The organism is Gallibacter sp. Marseille-QA0791 (assembly GCF_965119705.1).
Taxonomy (GTDB): domain Bacteria; phylum Bacillota; class Clostridia; order Peptostreptococcales; family Anaerovoracaceae; genus Lentihominibacter; species Lentihominibacter excrementipullorum.
The window spans coordinates 1,771,545-1,790,532 of the sequence record NZ_CBCPMH010000001.1 but is presented as its reverse complement, the minus strand read 5'-3'; the positions used below and the strand labels follow the sequence as shown (position 1 = coordinate 1,790,532).

The 18,988-nt window shown below is 53.9% G+C and carries 14 protein-coding genes and 1 riboswitch; of the genes, 13 read left to right on the top strand and 1 reads right to left on the bottom strand.

Translation table 11 applies throughout. From position 1 onward, the window contains the following. Positions 1 to 3: 3 nt before the first annotated feature. The 12 genes from essC to ACQY69_RS08210 all read left to right on the top strand — a co-directional run bounded on the left by essC (position 4) and on the right by ACQY69_RS08210 (position 17,097). On the top strand, positions 4 to 4,584 hold the full coding sequence (essC, locus tag ACQY69_RS08265) for a type VII secretion protein EssC (RefSeq protein WP_428260055.1): 4,581 nt from the start codon (positions 4 to 6) through the stop codon (positions 4,582 to 4,584). Between the two features lie 119 nt (positions 4,585 to 4,703). Beyond that, positions 4,704 to 4,994, top strand: a complete 291-nt coding sequence (locus ACQY69_RS08260) for a WXG100 family type VII secretion target (RefSeq protein ID WP_428260054.1) — start codon at positions 4,704 to 4,706, stop codon at positions 4,992 to 4,994. Between the two features lie 79 nt (positions 4,995 to 5,073). Then, positions 5,074 to 5,370, top strand: a complete 297-nt coding sequence (locus tag ACQY69_RS08255; protein WP_428260053.1) for a WXG100 family type VII secretion target — start codon at positions 5,074 to 5,076, stop codon at positions 5,368 to 5,370. Positions 5,371 to 5,397: 27 nt separating this feature from the next. Beyond that, the gene (locus tag ACQY69_RS08250; RefSeq protein WP_428260052.1) at positions 5,398 to 5,712 is read left to right on the top strand and encodes a hypothetical protein; all 315 of its coding nucleotides are present in this window, start codon (positions 5,398 to 5,400) and stop codon (positions 5,710 to 5,712) included. 36 nt (positions 5,713 to 5,748) lie between these two features. After that, positions 5,749 to 7,059, top strand: coding sequence for a hypothetical protein (locus ACQY69_RS08245; RefSeq protein ID WP_428260051.1), 1,311 nt, complete (start codon positions 5,749 to 5,751; stop codon positions 7,057 to 7,059). 15 nt (positions 7,060 to 7,074) lie between these two features. Then, a complete protein-coding gene (locus ACQY69_RS08240) occupies positions 7,075 to 7,623 on the top strand; it encodes a hypothetical protein (protein ID WP_428260050.1) in 549 nt (182 codons plus the stop codon). Continuing rightward, a complete protein-coding gene (locus ACQY69_RS08235; protein WP_428260049.1) occupies positions 7,592 to 8,887 on the top strand; it encodes a tetratricopeptide repeat protein in 1,296 nt (431 codons plus the stop codon). Before ACQY69_RS08240 ends, ACQY69_RS08235 begins: the two co-directional genes overlap by 32 nt. 28 nt (positions 8,888 to 8,915) lie before the next feature. Next, positions 8,916 to 9,212: a WXG100 family type VII secretion target gene (locus ACQY69_RS08230; protein ID WP_428260048.1), complete on the top strand. Its 297-nt coding sequence runs from the start codon at positions 8,916 to 8,918 to the stop codon at positions 9,210 to 9,212. A 17-nt stretch (positions 9,213 to 9,229) separates the two neighbouring features. Beyond that, positions 9,230 to 9,760 carry a hypothetical protein gene (locus tag ACQY69_RS08225; protein ID WP_428260047.1) on the top strand — a complete coding sequence of 177 codons (531 nt, stop codon included), beginning with the start codon at positions 9,230 to 9,232 and terminating at the stop codon, positions 9,758 to 9,760. Next, positions 9,748 to 11,478, top strand: coding sequence for a serine/threonine protein kinase (locus ACQY69_RS08220; protein WP_428260046.1), 1,731 nt, complete (start codon positions 9,748 to 9,750; stop codon positions 11,476 to 11,478). Before ACQY69_RS08225 ends, ACQY69_RS08220 begins: the two co-directional genes overlap by 13 nt. Positions 11,479 to 11,500: 22 nt before the next feature. Continuing rightward, entirely contained in the window at positions 11,501 to 12,058 is a 558-nt protein-coding gene (locus ACQY69_RS08215) for a hypothetical protein (RefSeq protein WP_428260045.1), read from the top strand. After that, complete coding sequence (locus ACQY69_RS08210) at positions 12,055 to 17,097, top strand: Ig-like domain-containing protein (RefSeq protein WP_428260044.1); 5,043 nt, start codon at positions 12,055 to 12,057, stop codon at positions 17,095 to 17,097. Before ACQY69_RS08215 ends, ACQY69_RS08210 begins: the two co-directional genes overlap by 4 nt. A gap of 264 nt (positions 17,098 to 17,361) precedes the next feature. On the opposite strand, the gene dapA is transcribed toward ACQY69_RS08210, so the two are convergent. Beyond that, positions 17,362 to 18,246: a 4-hydroxy-tetrahydrodipicolinate synthase gene (gene dapA / locus ACQY69_RS08205; RefSeq protein WP_428260043.1), complete on the bottom strand. Its 885-nt coding sequence runs from the start codon at positions 18,244 to 18,246 to the stop codon at positions 17,362 to 17,364. Between the two features lie 88 nt (positions 18,247 to 18,334). After that, positions 18,335 to 18,505, bottom strand: a riboswitch (Lysine riboswitch). A gap of 328 nt (positions 18,506 to 18,833) precedes the next feature. On the opposite strand from dapA, the gene ACQY69_RS08200 reads away from it, so the two are divergent. After that, the gene (locus tag ACQY69_RS08200; protein ID WP_428260042.1) at positions 18,834 to 18,965 is read left to right on the top strand and encodes a hypothetical protein; all 132 of its coding nucleotides are present in this window, start codon (positions 18,834 to 18,836) and stop codon (positions 18,963 to 18,965) included. Positions 18,966 to 18,988 lie beyond the last annotated feature (23 nt).

Here is an 18,988-nt window from a genome sequence, read left to right as displayed (position 1 = left end):
CAGATGGAAGGCAGAAAGTACAGGATAATCATTTCAAACAAGAGAATATATAAAGAGATACAGCTGGCAGCTGATATGACCGGGCTGTATATAGGGACAGTGAAAGGCTGTGAGATACGATTTTCCAAGGAGCTGTTCTTCGAGGACGTGAAGATCATGTTGGAAAAGCGGCAGGACAGCTGGTACATGGGCTGTTCCGAAAACCTGTATATAACGTCGGATAATATCCTGAAGCTGGCCTCCAGGGAAATGAGCCATGGAGATGAAGTGCTGATCAAATATCAGTCCTCAGGACAGGAAGTTTTCAAGATAAGCTTCATGATAGATTTTGAGTCCGAGGGCAAGCAATACAGCAGGGCCATAGACATTGGTTCCCGTGGAGCTGTCAGGATCGGCGGCGGCATGGAAAACGATATCTCCATCAAGGATGATCTGATGGGAAACGACAGGATGGTGCTGAGCCGCAGGGGAGATAAATACGTGGTCCAGGACGTACATACCCGTTATGGCGTATATGTCAATGGCATCCGCGTTCAGGAAGAGCAGGAAGTCGGTCAATACGATTTTTTCTCGATCATCGGATACAGCTTCTATATCAGAGATGACAAGATGTACACGGCGCCATCTCCCAACATGCTGCTAAACGGACTGTCCTTCGAGGATCTGTCGGAGCAGGAGAGCCAGCTGCAATACCCCAGGTTTTACAGAAGCACCAGAATGCAGTACAGGCTGCCGGAAGATGAGATAACGATACAGCAGCCGGAGTCCAAGCCCCAGCCACCTAAGCGGAATCTGGTGGTAGCCCTCATCCCTTCCCTGGTGATGATAGTCCTCATCGTAGTGCTGAGAGGTATCATGGGAGGAAGCGGCGGGACCTTCATAATATTCAGCGCCTGCTCCCTGGGTGTGGGAGCCGCCATGTCCGTCGTCTCCTTCGTGTCGGAAAAGCGGGAGTACAGGGAGCAGATAGAAAAGCGGCGGCGGCTGTACCTTCAGTACATAGAACGTAAGGAAGAGGAGATACGGGCGTTGCGGACGCTGGAGCTGGACACCAGACGCATCATACAGGAATCGCTGGAGGAAAGCATGGAAGAAGTCCGCAGATTTTCCAAGAGGCTCTTCGAAAAGAGTGTCAAAGACCCCGATTTCCTTCACGTCTACCTGGGAACGGGCGACGTGGCCGCCAGCTGCCAGGTCAAATACCAGCAGCCGGAGTTCATCGACGAGGATGATGATATAGCCGACCTGCCGAGACAGCTGGCCGAAAAGTACAGGTACATCCACGACGCACCCATAATCGTGGACATGATGACATCCAACAGCGTAGGCATAGTGGGACGCAAGGAAGAGCTGGACATCATGGTCAGGAACATGACCCTGGACCTGGCTCTGAGACATTTCTATAAAGAAGTGAAGCTGTTTTACATATTTTCCAAAGAGGACACCGAGAGATTCAGCTGGGTGAGGTGGCTGAGAAACGTGGCCAACGAGGATCTGAACACCAGGAACATCGTCTGCGACGAGGAGAGTCAGAACTCCATGCTGGAATACCTCTACAACATCGCTTCCCAGCGTGAGAACATGAAGAGCGAGGAAAACGAGCGGTTCCCGGTCCACTTCATCATATTCGTGCTGGATAAGGAGAAGATAGAGAAGCACCCTATTTCCAGATACTTCGAGGACGCCATCCTCTACGGCTTCACCTTCGTGTTCCTGGAGGAATACGAGGAGCTGCTGCCGAGAGGCTGCACCAGGATGATACACATAGGACAGCAGGGAGCGGCGGGAACGGTCACCGAGACATCCAACGGCCACATCAGAGCGGATTTTCTGATACCGGCGGTGGAGGACAGGACGGTGACATACGCGGCCAGACGGCTGGCTGCGGTCTATGTGGACGAGGTGAGCCTGGAAAGCCAGCTGACCAGGAACATCACCCTCTTCGAGCTGCTTTCCATCGCCAACGTGGACGATCTGGACCTGGGAAAGAGATGGAAACAGTCCAAGGTCTACAAGACCATGGCGGCGCCGCTGGGAGTCAAAAGCAAGAACGAAATAGTGAGTCTGGATATAAGCGACAAGGGAAAGGCCCACGGCCCTCACGGCCTGGTGGCAGGAACCACAGGCTCGGGAAAGAGCGAGATCTTGCAGACCTACGTCCTTTCCATGGCATCGCTGTATCATCCGTATGACGTAGGCTTCGTCATCATCGACTTCAAGGGCGGCGGCATGGCCAACCAGTTCACCGACCTGCCCCACCTGATGGGGACCATCACCAACATAGACGGACGGGAGATAAACCGCTCCCTCATGTCCATAAAGGCCGAGCTGGTGTACCGTCAGGAGGTGTTTTCCAGAAGCGGCGTCAACCATATCAACGACTACATAAAGCTCTACAAAAGCGGCAAGGTGGAGGAGCCGATGCCCCACCTGATAATGATAGTGGACGAATTCGCCGAGCTGAAGGCCGAATATCCCGACTTCATGAAGGAGATTATCAGCGCTGCCAGGATAGGCAGGACCCTGGGCGTCCATCTGATACTGGCCACTCAGAAGCCGTCAGGCGTAGTGGATAATCAGATATGGAGCAACTCCAAGTTCAGGCTCTGTCTCAAGGTCCAGACCAAGGAAGACAGCAAGGAGGTCATAAAGACGCCGCTGGCAGCTGAGATCGTCGAACCGGGCCGGGCATATTTCCAGGTGGGGAACAACGAGATATTCGAGCTGTTCCAGTCGGCCTACAGCGGGGCCAAGGTGCCTACCGGCGAAGACAACGTGAAGAACTACTCCATATATGCCGTCAACTTCTGGGGAAAGAGGGAAATGGTCTTCCAGAACAAGAAGGGCGGAGATTCGGACAAAGGCGAGACACAGCTTCAGGCCATGGTCAGCTACATACACGATTACTGCCAGGAGGAGCATATAGAAAGGTTGCAGAGTATCTGTCTGCCGCCGCTGGCTCAGCAGATCATGGCGGACCAGCTGGAAAAGGAAGGCGGCTCCTTCCAGAAGGGCGTTACCGTGCCGCTGGGGTATTTCGACGATCCGCAGCAGCGAAGGCAGGGGACGTACGTCCTCAATATTTCGGAGGGGAATACCTACGTCATGGGAGCTGCCCAGACAGGCAAGACCACGGCCCTGCAGACCATGCTCTATCAGATGATAGAAGGATATGCTCCGTCGGAAGTGAACATATATATCGTAGACTGCGGCAACATGGCCCTCAAGGTCTTCGAGGAAGCGGTCCATGTCGGTGGCGTGGCTCTCTATACGGAGGAAGAGAGAGTGGGCAATCTCTTCAAGATGCTGGCTTCGGAGGTGGCCGGGCGCAAGGAGCGCTTCGCCGATAAGGGCATAGGAACTTACCGGGCATACGTGGAAGCCGGTTTCGACGATCTGCCGCAGATAGTGGTGATGATAGACAACATCACCGTTTTCCGAGAATACTACGCAAAACTGGAAGATACTCTCATGATGCTGTCGAGAGAAGGCCAGAGCGTCGGGATAAATCTCATCGTTACGGGAAGCCAGGCCAGCTCCATAGGATTCAGGCTGCTGGCCAACTACAGCAACCGTATCGCCTACCATTGCAACGAGAAGTCGGAATACAACAATCTGCTGGAGCGCTGCAGGCTAGAGCCGCAGGAGCTGCCCGGCAGAGGGCTGTGCGTCATAGACAGGCGCATACTGGAATTCCAGACGGCGCTGGCCTTCTCCGGGGAAAAGGAAATAGAGCGGGTGGAACACATGCGATATTTCCTTCAGGAAAACGGGAGAAAGTATCGGGGCGTCAGAGTCAGGCCCATACCCCAGGTGCCGGAGGTCATCGCCTTCAGCAGCATGAAGGCTCAGGAGCCTCAGCTGCTGGAAAGACCTTACGTGATGCCTGTGGGCCTGGACTACGACTCGGTCCAGTATCAGATGATGGATCTGACGACATTGGGAGCGCTGGCCATAAGCGGCCGGGAGAGATCGGGAAAGACCAACTTCATAAAATACATATTTGCGGCGTTAAAGGCCGACATCTTCAACAGCATGACCGACGCGTATATCATCGACAGCAGTCGTGGTCAGCTGGAGGAGCTGGACAGGCTGGGCTTCGTCAGGGAGTACACCTCCGGGGCCGAAGGGATGACGTACGCGCTGGATAAGGTCATCCAGGAGATGGAGCGTCGCAGAGAGCTGCTGGTGGAAAACAGGCACATGAAGCAGGAGGATATCCTGAAGGGCCTGCCGCTGGTGCTGCTGGTGGTAAATGACGGGACCGCCCCGGCAGCCATCGCCAAAGATAAGGAGCTTCAGGGACGGGTCAACGGACTGATAAAGCAGGCTAAAAATCTGAAGATGGCAGTCATATTCAGTGATCTGGACAACGTTCAGGTGACCTTCCAGTCGCCGGAGACGCTGAAGGTCCTGAAGGAGAACAAGCAGACCATTGTCTTTGACGATATGGAAAACATAAAGATATGTGACGTGACGGCCAAGCAGATAAAGGAATTCAGCAGGCCTGTAAAGCCGGGGGACGCCTATATGTTCCGCGGCAGCAAGGTGAGCAAGCTGAAGACCGTGCTGGCGGACGGATAGCCGCCGGCCGGCGGCCCGACGCCGGGCCGGGCCGCCCACAAACACGCAAAAAACAGCCAGCCTGTTTTTTGATAGATCAGTAAAACGCCAGAGAGACAAAACCAAAGGAGGTAACAACAATGGCAGAGAGAATTACTATCACACCGGAAGAGTTGAGAGATTCCGCATCCAAGTTCACCGCAAAGTCGGCAGAGATAAGGGAGACCCTGAGCTTCCTGAGAAACGAAGTGGACAGTCTGGAAGCTACGTGGGAAGGCGCTGCTCAGAACCAGTTTTTCATTTCCTATGCCGAGATGGAGCAGACACTGAACCAGTTCCCGGAAGTGCTGGACGGTATCAGCCAGCAGCTGACGACAGTGGCTCAGACGCTGGAGGATACGGACGAACAGCTTGGCGCTTCCCTGGCATAAGGAAAGCACCGAATCGCAGGAAGGCGTGGTACAGATCTCATGCCTTCCTGTTGCTAACTGAGAGACAGGAGGACAGCAGATGGGCAGTGTTGAGAGGATAGATACGGGAGGCTTTCAGGAAGCCCTGGACCGCATCTCCCAGGCGCGGGACGCCTTCCGCAATTCAAAGGAGCAGATAATAGCGGCGTCCGACGTCATGCTGGGAGTATGGGAAGGACTGGGAAAGAACGCTTTTCAGGACGCTTACCGCATACTGAAGGTGGAGCTCCAGGATGAGGAAGAAAGCCTCAATGTCATCTATGATGATCTTAAGGCCATCAAGGAGAGCTACGAGGAATGGGACACTTCCGTCAGTGAAGGGCTCCAGCAGGCATGAGCGGCTTAGCTCGGAAAGGATGAGGAGATGAATATCGCGGCGGAATGGGCCAAGTATTACACCCTGTCGGGATGCAGGCAGAGCCTGCTGGACGGCGGCTGGGCGATAAACGCCATCAATCAGGGCCTGGACAGTATGGATGTACTGCTTCGCGAAGCGGTGAAAGGCAATTATTACGGAGTTTCATCCGGAGATTTTTACCAGATGCAGGAGAAACAGCCGGCATCTGATCACAGAATAAGCAGCGCCAGATCCTATGTAAAAAGTGAAATGGATGCCATCAAAAGAGACATAGAGGAAGAAGAGGAACGGCGCCGCCGGGAGAGGGAGAGAGATGACTAGAGAACAAAATACACGAGAGAAAGGTGGTGAGAACACATGGGAGAGCTCGTAGTGAATTTTTCCACTCTCGATCTGCTGACGATGAACATAGACGCTACCGTTCAACAGATGAACAACAGGATAAACGATATCGGTACCATGGCAGGCAGGATAAGTGGCGTATCCACCAGAAGGGGATACCTGGGCTCCGCCGTCAGCCAGCTTTATGGCAGGCAGAACGATATCGGAGACAAGATAGACAAGCTGACGACCTTCAGGAGCGATCTGATCGATTTTGGCCAGGAGGCTCAGCAGGCGGATCAGAGAGTGGCATCCAGGATATCCTACAGCACCGGGAGCTTCTGTTACACCCAGGGGATTTCCATGGCGGAAGCGGCAGGCAACTGGTGGCAGAGCGTCCTGGAGGAAGCGAAGGACTGGTTCATGAACACTCCCCTTGGCAAGGGGATACAGGCAGTTGCCGACTGGTACGAGGCAAACAAGGAGACTATATGGGCAGGCATCGAGCTGCTGGTGGATGGAGCCATATGCGTGCTGGCGGTGGCGGCCTTCGTCGCGCTGTTCCCTACATCGCTGGCGGCCCTGGGATTCTGGGGAACGGTCAGCCTGATAGCGGCCGGATTCACCGCGGCTAAAGCGGTGGCTGACCTCTTTTCCCAGAGCGCATCATTTACATCTCACCTGCTGGGAGATCATGAAGCAGGCAGAGAATGGGCCAGCCGCGGACTGGACGACTACATGACAGGAGCAGGAAGGTTCGTGGATGATGTGGCGGGAACAGGAGATTTCTGGGAAAACTGCATGTCCTTTACATACACGGGGCTGGAAATAGTATCTATAACAAATGCCGTCAACGATGTCAGGTCCATAGGCACTAAAGTGATGGACGCCTTTAAAGGAGGCAGGTTCAGCTTTGACACCATCAGGACCATCATGGGTAACGACAAGCTGAGCGTCAGGGATTTCATGCGGTCTTCTGATTCGCCTATCAGGTCCGTAGACGACCTGTTCCTGGCGGGAGACGGCTTCATGGACAACCAACGGGCGCTGAAGAGCGTGTGCGACGGCTACAGATATACCATAAACATGGGCTGGAGTATCTTCGATTCGGACCCGTACACTAATCCGTTTACGGAGATGAAGTTCGGCTCCAAATACGATGAGATACTCTACAGGGGAGGAGAGCTGTACGTCGACGCCCGATTCGGTTCGGGGACTTACAACAGCCTTCACCTCAACGAGGTGACCACCATAATGGATCCGCTGAAGACGCCGGAGATAAAGACCGAGGCATTCAAGGACCTGCTGACAGGTCTGGGGTATCTGGAAGCGGACGAAGCGGCATAGAAAAGGGAAGGAATCATGGAATTAAGGACGGATCAATACAGGAGAAGGAAGGTGCTGAGACCTATACGGTCGCTGTTTATCGGCGTTACTGTCGGTCTGCCGTTTCTTTCCATAATGCTGATGATATTGTTACCAAGACATCTGTACTACGGTAACGGAGCCGGATTTTTGCTGGGCCTGGGGATATTCAGCTTCATCCCCAGCCTGCTGATACTGGGACTCTACTACGCCGACTGCTCCGGGACGTCAAAGGTCCAGAGGATGATCATCTATCCCGACAAGCTGGTCTACAGCGGCTATTCGGGAAGGAGCTTTCAGCAAATCAGGTTCCTGTCGGTCATCGATTCCATCGATTCCTATCATATGGGAAAGTGGAAGATAAAGATAAGAGGAAGATTCAAGTTCACATACACGGGTAAGTGGGAAGAGACGAAGATAAAGACACATCTCAGTATCATGAGGACCCTCGAGGATGAAGAAACGCTGCTTGCATCGCTGGATGCTTTGCAGGGAAAAAAAGGAGGAAGAGAGTATGCAGCAGATGAGCATGGCAGAAGAATATAATCAGCAGGGCAGGGATCTGTACGGGCTGGATAAGTACAGCGAGGCCATGGACTGGTACAGGAAGGCGGAGGAAGCCGATCCGTCCTGCGTCAGGACATATATGAACATGTCGGAGCTTTATATCATGACGAAACAGCTTGACAAGGCCAAGGAGGTTCTTAATAAGGCCCTCTACCTGGAAAAGGACAACGGTGAGGCCAATTTCCACCTGGGGAATATCGCTTACATGGAAGGCGATCACAAGGCGGCCGCCAGCTTTCTGACCAGGGCCTACAACAGCCAGTACAGCAACCCCAGGGTAGCTTACCACCTGGCATGCCTTTACATAGACATGCACAAGGATGAGCAGGCCCTGTTCTACCTCAACAAGCTGTTGAAGGAGGACCCGTTCCAGATAGAGGCCAGACTCAGGAAGATAGAGATACTGATAGGCTTTCAGAAGTATGAGGAGGCTCTGAGGAACGCCGACGAGATGATCCTGCTGCTGCCGGACACCTTCGAAGGCTATCACTATAAATTCGTGACGCTGCTGGGGCTCAACAGGTATCCGGAGGCCAGGGAAACCATCGACAGTGCTATGAAGCTGTTTCCCGACGACCTGGGTTTCGTGTACGATCTGATCAAGTACTACGAGCAGGTGGAGGAATACGACAAGGCCCTGGCTCTCATCGACGAACGGTTCCAGGCCAGCAAGGAGGACTGGCGCTCTATACGTAAGGAAAAGGCTAAGCTGCTGTTTTCCATGGGCAGGGCTGACGAGACAAGGGAGCTGCTGGAGGAGATAGTAAGCGAGGATTATGATGATGAGATGTGTTTTTGTCTCATGCAGGTATACGGAGGCTTCGGAGAATACGATAAAGCGCTGGACTGCTGCGAGAAGATGATAGAGAATGGCTCGGAGAACCAGTATTACTATTCCGCCGTCTACCATGAAGCGGTGGCTTACGATAAGCTGGGAAGAAACAAGGAGGCTGAAGAAAAATACAACAGCGCGGCTCAGCTTTTCCGGGCGGCGTCAGGTCGTCACCGGGGGATGCTGGGACTGTATCTTTACCGGGCGCTTTGCTACAAGCGGCTCAAGGATTACGAGAGAGCCATGGAAATGGTGGACTATCTCATCGCCGTATCCGACGGTAAATTCGGGGAAGCCTTCTACGTCAAGGGTCTCATCTGCGAGGATCTCTGCGACGACCAGAAGGCGAAGGAGTACAAGGAAAAAGGGCTGGAGCTGAGCACGGTACTGAGTCATTTTTTCAGTCTGTGACGCGGCGTGACGAGAGGAGGAGCATGCGATGAATATAAAAGTTGATCTTACCCAGTTGGGAGAGACCATCAAGGTATACGATACAGCCGTCAACGATATCAAGACGGCCTTCAGCGATCTGGACAGCGCCATAAATACATTGAAGAGCACTGACTGGAAGTCGGGAGCCAGCAGGCAGTACTTTTCCACATACGACGATTCGTGGAAGCAGAATATGATAAGACAGCAGGAGATACTGGAACATCTGAAAAGCTGTCTGGAATATGCCAGGACAGAATACGAGGCCGTCTACGGCAAGGTAAATACCCTGGGGCAGAACATATAGAAAGAAGGTAACGTGATTTGGATAGCTATGTCTTTCGCAATGAGATGAAATTCGGCAACAGAGCCGCCCAGAGAAAGCTGCTGCTGAGACTGGCAGGAGTCTTGCTCCTGGCGGTTTTCGTGCTGAAAACCGTGTTGGACGGGTTTTCCGTCATCACCCTGTGGCTGGTGTTGTTGGGGCTGATCTTCCTGGGGAGAAAAGGCTCCCCTGTGACGGTGGAGGACGTACTGACGGAGATCAGCTTTGCCCCCGGTCATGTGACGCTGGTATACAGGGGCATCGACCGTCACGACGGCCAGGGGCTGCGGACGGAGGTCTACGAGATGGAGGCGGATCGGATAAAGACCATCAGGTACAACGATAAGTACAGGATGCTGGAATTGATATCCCAGCCTGTCCTGACTGTCCGACTGGGGTCCGGGTCCGTCACCAGGGACTTTGCCCATACGGGACAGCGGGACAGACAGGTGCTCTGGCTGAAGGACGACGATACGCGGGGACATATACTTGAAAAGATACAGGAGGTACAGGAAGAATGGCGAAGATAGGCGCGATAATAGACGGGAAATACGAGATACTCAAGCAGATAGGCATGGGAGGCATGTCCACCGTCTATCTGGCCATGGACCAGCATCTCAACAAGCAGTGGGCCGTGAAGGAGATACGCCTCAGGGCCGACGACAGGGAAAGCCGGGTCATCATCCAGAGCCTGATAGCGGAAGCTAACCTGATGAAAAAGCTGGATCATCCGGCCCTTCCCAGGATAGTGGACATCATCGACAGCCGGGACACCATCTATGTCATCATGGACTACATAGAGGGAGAGCCCCTCAGCAGGATACTGGAAAGGGAAGGCCCTCAGCCGGAGGAAGACGTGCTGGAGTGGGCGCGTCAGCTCTGCGACGTCCTCTCCTACCTCCATACGAGAAAGCCGCCTGTTATCTACCGCGACATGAAGCCAGGCAACATCATGATAAGGCCCGACGGCAACATCAGGCTGATAGATTTCGGTATAGCCAGGGAATATAAGGAGGGAAAAACGTCGGACACGGTGGCGTTGGGAACTAAAGGATACGCGGCTCCCGAGCAGTTCGGCGGCCAGGGACAGACAGACGCACGCACCGACATATACAGCCTGGGAGTGACTCTGTATCAGGCTCTTACGGGACAGACGCCGTCGGAGCCGCCCTATGAATTTTATCCCATAAGGTACTGGGATCCGTCTCTTTCGGGAGGTCTGGAGAAGATAATAGCCAAGTGCGTGAAGCCCAATCCTCAGGACAGATATCAGACCTGCACCCAGCTGTATTACGCTCTCAACCATTACGAGGAAGAAGACGATGTCCACAAGGCGGCTCAGAGGCGGAAGCTGAGAGCCTTCACCATGGCGGCCGCAGGCTTCGCCCTCTTCCTGGTAATGGGTTTTTCCGGTTTGTTCCTGGAAAGCTGGGCCAATACACAGAATTACGACTCCATATATCAGCGGGCAGAAAAAGAGACGGAAGCCTCGGAGAAGGAGGCGCTGCTGCTGCAGTGCGCTCAGCTCAAGCCTGATTCTGTCCAGCCATATGAAGCGCTGATAGATCTGTACAAGTCCGATCTGTCATTCCAGGTGGATGAAGAAATGGAGATAAAGACGACACTTTACCGGAATCTGGAGGCACTCCAGTCATCGGAAGGGTACGCCGGCCTGGCCTTCGAGCTGGGGAAGCTGTATTGGTATTATTATGAATACGGCAGCGGCGATACCAACTTCGTCACCAGGATGAAGGGTGCCGTCCAGTGGTTCGAGGACGCGCTGGAATACGGCGGCGAGGATTTTGAGAACGCCGAAATGGCACAGGTATACAGGGACATAGGACGTTTCAACGAAGACATAACCATGGAGATAGAGGAAGCCTCCGACGCCGGCAAGTACGCTCCGTATTTCCAGAGCCTCCAACAGCTTACGGCCCAGATGGAGACCGATCCTGATGAAGCGGAGATAGTGATGCTGGAGGTTTACAGACTGGATGTGGATGCACTGGAGACATATGCCAGGAAGTTTGAGAGTGACGGTATCACCCGGCAGCAGATGGAGGAGCTGTTGGCTTCTGCAAGAGCAGGGGTGCAGCAGCTGGAGACCACCACCGATAAGACGGATGCTCTGAAAGCCGACGTGACAGCCAGGCTGGACGAAGCGGCAGCGGCCATAGAGCGGGCCTTCACCCGGTCCAGGGTGCCGGAGAGCGAGAGATATGTGACCATGCAGTACCAGGGAAACTGATAGAAAGGCGGTAAGAAAGAAGATGACTCAGGCAGAGATATTTCACATAGTGGCGATAATATGTTTTGCGATAAGCGCCTTGTGTCTGGCAGCGGCAGTAGCGGCTTATTTCAAACTGGGCATAGCGGCCGTGATAGGTGATATCACAGGCAGGACAGCCAGAAAGCAGATAGAAGAGTATGAGGCCAGACAGGAGGGCCGCAGACCGCAGACCGGTCGACGAGCCAGGACCCAGGCATCCTTCAGATCGGAAAAATTCAAGTCGGAGAAGCTCAAATCTGAGAAGTTGAAGTCGGGCGGGCTTAAACCTGCCGCCGTTTCTTCGGGATTCGTCCCGTCGACCGACGCGGCCGACGCGGGCGACAGCACGGAAATACTGGCCGGGTCATCTGCCGGAGGCGGCAGTACGGAGATCCTTGCGGCGACCGGTGTGGCCGACAGCACGGAAATACTGATGACAGCCGGAGACGGTGACAGTACGGAGATCCTGACCGGCTCACCAGCCGGTCCATCCGCCAGCGCAAGCGATGTGCGGGACGAAGAGACGGCCCTGCTGTCGGGAAAGGAGCAGAGCGCATGAGAAAGCATATCATGGCAGCCGCAGCGGCCGCGTTCCTTTTGGGAGGATTGATATTCTGCAGCGATCTGCCTCCGGTAACGGATGTCAGCGCTGTGGAGCAGCAGGCGGGCGACCAGAGCGTCAGTCAGACAGAAGTGCAGAAGCAGACTGAAATCACCCTTGTATTCGACGGAGACGGCAACCTGATCAATCCGGAGGCGTTGGAGCAGCTTGAGGGAGCGGAGAAGATAGAATATGTGACGGAACAGGAGGGCCGGAGGTCCACCCAGACCCGGCCACAGGTGCAGATCACGCCGGAGACGGGATATTTCGTCGATGTTTACGAGGATTCCGATTATCAGCTGGAGCGGGATTTTCTGTGGGAGAAGGAAGAGCCGCCGATGACGGTACTGACGTGGGAAGCCTTGAAGGAAACGCCGGATACGTCAGAAGGGCATCAGCTGACGCTGATCATGGGGAGCGACAGTATTTCTCCCCAGCTGAGAGATTTTACAGGATCGCAGCCGGATGATGGCAGTTGGACGCTGGAAGGATACAGCGTTTCTTTTGTCGCCGATGACGGGGATAAACAGTCTGGCGCTTCGGGGATAGCAAAAGTTACGTATTCCAAGTCGCCGGGCGTTTCGGAAGGCGCACCGGCAGATGACGAAACGGAGCTGACGCCCGATGAGGAAACGGGTCTTTACGAGCTTGTGATACCCGATGAAAGCTACGAAGGAGCATATTACATAACGGCTTACGACTGGGCCGGCAATTTCGCCCAGCAGCAGATAGCTGTGCGTGTAGATACTGGAGCACCCGTCCTGGGACAGCCGGAGAGCGAGCCTGCCCTCAACACCGGAGCGGATGGTATCGGCTGGATCAACGGCAGTACGAAGATATCCGTGGACGTAGAATCGCCCGTATCGGGAATAGATTCCGTCTGGTACAGCACTGCTGAGGACGGCAGCGACGCTGTGGAGATACAGGCAGATCAGGGCGGCATATACTCTTTCGACACTCCGGGCCAGGCAGGCCGGGAAACGTACTACATCTGGGCGGAAAGCGGCGCGGGAGTTGTGAGTCAGAAGCAGGCTCTGACGGTCGGCACGGACTTGAAGAAGCCGACGGTAGACAGTGCGGAAGGTTCGGGAGACGGATGGCTCAGCTTCAAGAAGAATATAACGCTGAGCATATCTGTCAGCGATAACGCTGAAGATGAAGGCAGCGCGGACGCTGTGTCAGGTGTGGCGCGAGTTTATGTGGAGACGGTGCTGACCGGCAGCGGCGACGTGGAGAGCCGGCTGGACGCCACGAGGAACGACGACGGCACCTACACCTTCAAGATAGAGAGAGGCTGGTTCAACAGCTCTGTGAAAAACAAGGTGTTCAAGATATACGCCGTTGACACGGCAGGCAACGTATCGGCCGCTTACAACTATTCGGTCAATGTCGACGTGGAGGAGCCGGAGATAGAAGCCATCGAGATAACAGGCGTTGACGGAGAGGCTCTTAGAAATTACGATACTCTGGAAAATCAGGCCTTTGCCGATGGTCAGATAAAGGTGACCGTAAAGGCCTCCGACGATGAAAACGGCTCCGGCGTGGACACGATAGGTCTCTATAAGAAAAGAGGCCTTCTGGGATATGAGGAGCTGGCAGCGCCTGTAGAAGTTGACGATAACAATGAAGCCATCTTCTATATACCGGCAGGAGAGCTGGCAGAGGGGGATGAGGTCGCCTTCGAGGGAGCCATATACGCTATGGCCGCTGATAGAGCAGGAAACGAGTCTGATTATACCGCCTTCGGCACGGGCAGAAACGACGATGTGCCCGATACCGTAGTGGCGGAGAACACAGACCCCGATATTTCCATCATCGAGGAGGACAAGGCCGATACCACCGTGGAGACGGATGGCATCGAATATTCCTGTTACAAGGACGACACCAGCCTGAAGATACAGGCTTCCGATGAAGCGGGACAGGTGAATTCCGGCGTGCAGCGACTTCGGGTGGCAGTCAATGGCCAGGAAATAAGTGATCAGAGCTTCGACTCGCGGATCGGCAATAAGGAATTGACGATAAATACAGAGGACTGCGCCATGGCGGAGGACGGCGCTTACGACGTAACGGTCGAAGCCTGGGATTTCTCGGGAAACAAGATTGCGGGCAGCCACAGGATATACAAGGACGGCGTCGCACCCCGGATAACGAACATAGAGAAGTCTCCGGCCTCGGAGTGGAGCGGTGATGACGTGACGGTGACGGTGACGGCGTCGGATGAGTTCGGGCCGTGCGATTCAGGGGTGGCCGCCGTATGGTATGGAAAATCCGACGATTTTGAGCAGGCCATCAGGGCGGAAAATACCGGGGACGGTGTCTACAGCTTCACCGTAACGGAGGAAGCCGACAGGATATACTATCTCTGGGCCGAGGACAGAGCCGGCAACGTGTCGGCCCTGGGGGACGATACACAGATATCGGTGAAGATAGACAGGACGGCTCCCGTCATCACATCTTTAGAGTATGACGGGCCGGGTCACCAGGATGATGAGGACGGCAGCCTGGCGGGGATAGTGGAGGAGACCGACTACGGCTACTATTTCCATGACGATGTGATGGTGACCGTAACCGGCAGGGACACCCAGACCCAGACGGAAGACGGAGGCGTGCAGGAAGTTGATGGAAGCGGCGTGGCACAGATATATTATCAGCTGGTGCCTGCCGACGGTTCAGCTCCTTCGCCGGCTACCGTACTGGCAGCCGATGAGGCTGGCAGTATTTCCTTCAGGATAGAAAAGGGTTTCAAGGGTGATATATATGTGAAGGCCAGCGATAAAGCCGGCAATATGCCTGCCGACGACGAGACGACGCCGCTGACTGACGAAGGTTATGTCCACGGAAGCGGCGTGATACTGGAAAAGCAGGAAGAACACGACGAGACTGCACAGATGACCGTTGACTTGCCGGAGACATCCTTTGAAGATGAGCAGGGACAGCCTCTCTTCGGCGAGGCCATAGACGTATCCGTCGATATTGCCGACAGCGTATCAGGCATAAGGACGATACAGTGGGAGATAGACGCCCCGCATGATGAAGGTGGGGCAGGAACCGTGGAGATAGACAACAGCGGAGAGATGACGGGAGATACGGGAGGATGGGAAGTCCTGTCCACCGAGAAAAATCTCGTCACCCGGGCGGCAGCCGATATCCCTGTAAAGGCCGACAGCAATGATATCACTCTGACGGTGAGGCTGACTGACAGGGCAGGCAACACTACCACCGAGAAGGTCACTTTCAGCATAGACAGGACCGCTCCGGTGATAGAGGTGGACTACGACAACGATTCCTATGACGAGGATTTCCTGCATGAGACGGAATATTACAACGCTGACAGAACTGCCACCATAGATATACGTGAGCGTAACTTCGATGCCGGGGAAGTGAACATCACCGTCACCCGCGACGGCGAGACCGTCAGGCTGGATGAGCTTCAGTGGGAGTATGTGCCCGATGAGGAGGACCCTGACATGTCTATCCACAGGACGCAGCTGACATTTGACAGGGATGGAGACTATACGGTACTGGTGACTGCCGGAGATAAGGCCGGTCATCAGGCTCAGCCTTACGGAGAGAAGAAGTTTACCATAGATAAGACAGCGCCGGTTCTTTCCATAGAATTTGACAACGATGACGGCGAAAACGGCGGGTATTTTGACAGCGGACGTACCGGCACTATTACCGTCAGGGAGCACAACTTTGAGACTACCAGATTCCAGCTTACGGGAGAGGCGTCTCTGGCCGGGGCAGACATCGCCTACCCTGAGCTTTCCGATTGGGAGAGCAGCGGCGACGTTCACACCGCTACCATAAGGTTTACCGACGAGGGCGATTATACCCTCAGGATCAGCTATACCGACAAGGCAGGCAACGCCAGTCAGCGGCAGATAGACGAGGAATTTACCATAGACATGACGGCGCCTGAGCTTTCCATAGGCAATATAGAGGAAAACTCCGCCAACGCGGGAGCTGTAAGACCGTCGGTAAGCTGGTCGGATATCAATCTGGAGGGGCCGGCTGAAATAACGCTGACAGGCTCTAACCAGGGTGAGACGTCAATGCCGGGAGACTCCAGCGACAGCGAGACGGAAGGGAGCTTCCGCTATGACAATTTCCCTGTGGAGAAGGAATCGGACGATGTGTATACGCTGAAAGCCGTAGTCGCAGATCTGGCCGGAAACGAGACGGAGAAATCTCTGACATTTTCCGTCAACCGCTTCGGATCAGTCTACACCTTTACCCCGAGCCTGGCGGAGATAGACGGCAGATTTTTCGATAAAGAACAGGACATTGTGATACACGAGACCAACGTGGATACGCTGGATCCTGAGACTATAGACATAAAAGTGGCCAGGAATGGACAGAACGCTGATATGGAGGACGTGTCATATCAGATATCCAACGACTCGGCAAATGGAAGCTGGAGCCAGTACAGCTATCGGCTCACAGCCGATAACTTCTCAGAGGAAGGCGTCTATGTCGTATCGGTAAACTCTGTTGATGAGGCTGGCAACGTCAACGACAGCACCGACGAGACCAAGGAAGCCGAGCTGCGGTTCGGCATAGACAAGAGCGACCCGCTCATCATGGCCGTCAACGTGGAGGAGGGGACAACTTATCCGGAAGACAGCAAACAAGCGGAATTCGCTATCGAGGACAACCTGTTGCTGAAGGACGTGACGGTGACCGTTAACGGCAGGGAAATAGAAACAGAGGCTGACGGCGAGCTTTACAGCTTCACGCTGACAGGCAGCGATAAGGCCAGGGAGATAGTGGTAGAAGCTGTCGACGAAGCAGGTAATGCCAGCAGCCTGATACTTCCCGACGTCTACGTCACCAGGAACCTCTTCGTCAGATGGTACACCAATACGCCGCTGATGCTGGTCACCATCGGAGCCCTGTGCGCGGCTGCCGCGGCTGTGACGCTGCTGATATGGAGGAAGAAGCGTCGCGGCAGGGAGGCGGCTGAAGCGGAGGAAGAGGGAGCTACGGATATCTGACAGGTATGACGCGGTCCTTTTCCTTTAAAGTGACCAGGTCGTCGTACAGGCAGATCATTCAGTCAAATCATTTCTCAGGCGCCCCGGTCGATACCGGGGCGCTTGTCGAAGGGGTCTGACAAAGGGCCTGTCGAGGGATATGAGGAATCATCTATGGATATACAGGCTCAAAAAAATTCCCCCTTCCGGCTGCAATAACAGCAGATGTCAAATCAGCCGGAAGGGAGAGAGATATCAACCGATAAACCTGAAGAATCTTATGCTTTAGATAAGTCCCATAGCCTTCATTTCACGTTCGATACGCTGATCCACCTCGTCCGAAGGAGGGCAGAGCGGGAGCCTGAAGTAAGGCTTGATCATTCCCATCTTGGCCAAAGCCACTTTCACAGGGACAGGGTTCACGTCGGCGAACATGCTATCGATGATAGGCTTCATAGAAAGCTGCAGGTCAGCTGCCCTTTTCACATCGCCGGCAAACCAGCTCCTGGTCATCTCCACCGATTCGGCAGGCATGATGTTGGCTATTACTGATATATAGCCGTCGCCGCCCAGTGAAAGAAGAGGAACTACCATATCGTCATTGCCGGAGTATACGGCAAAATCGTCGGGAACCAGTCTGCATATCTCAGCTACCTGGGCGATGTCCCCGCTGGCTTCCTTGATACCTACGATGTTAGGGTGTTCCGCCAGCTTGGCTGCCGTCGCCGGAGTGATGTTGACACCCGTGCGGCTCGGTACCGAGTAGAGGATACAAGGGATGGATACCGCGTCGGCTGTTTCTGTATAATGCTGGATGAGCCCCTGCTGCGAGCATTTGTTGTAGTACGGCGTCACCAGCAGCAGAGCATCTACTCCCGCTGACTCTATCCTCTTGGCCAGATTGATACCATGTCTCGTATCGTTACTGCCTGCGCCGCCGATGACAGGGACTCTTCCTGCCACTGTGTCTACGCAGAACTTCACCGTTGCCACGTGTTCCTCATCATCCATCGTGGACGCCTCGCCGGAAGTACCGCAGGCGATGATGGCATCGATGCCCTTTTCTATCTGCCAGTTGATAAGATCTCTGTAAGCGTCAAAATCAACTGAACCATCCTCATTGAAAGGAGTCGCAATCGCTACTCCGCAACCTCTGAATACTGCTGTCATTTTCGTTTCCTCCTTAAATCTATGCTGAAATTTCCAATAAAAAAGTTGCATCCTATCGATGCAACGAGAAACGCGATTGTTCTTCTGTCGTATCGATAGCGCCTCTGCTCACATATGAGCAGGAGTATATGGCATGTTGTGCCATATCCCAGAAACCTTCCGTGCCCGGACAGATCCTTCGGCGGTATCTCCTTTCATCGGTATCAACGGCCGCCGCCTCGCTCCGATTACTCTTATCAACCGCACCTCTATCAACTTTGTATTAAAGTCTACACGGTTTTAGAATGAATGTCAACAAGTTTTCTTCAAAAGACGGCAAGTTGTCGCTGCGGAGTTTTTTGTCTTTTCCCGGACTTATTTGACAGGCTAACGCAGAAAAATACAGATATTCTCTCAAAAACAAAAAATATCTGTAAAATCCAATGGAAATATGAAGCCTGCGTCCGGAATCAAACAAACTCAAAAGCGCGCAGCCTGTATTGAAGATAGTTGAGTTCCATGGTATAATTTGATGTCCTGCCATATGACGATATATGGCAACGCAGGCGGCAGGAACATTTCCGCGGGAAATAAAAGGTGGTGGGAGTATGCCTTGCATGATTTGCAACGATCAGGAAAGGGATCTGGAAGAGATACAGAAGATAGTTTCGGATTATGCAGGAAAACATCCGGACCTCTTTCTGACCGCCAGCCCCGACTTTGCAGTGGAGGTATTTTGATTTCTATACGAAGGAGGCGACCA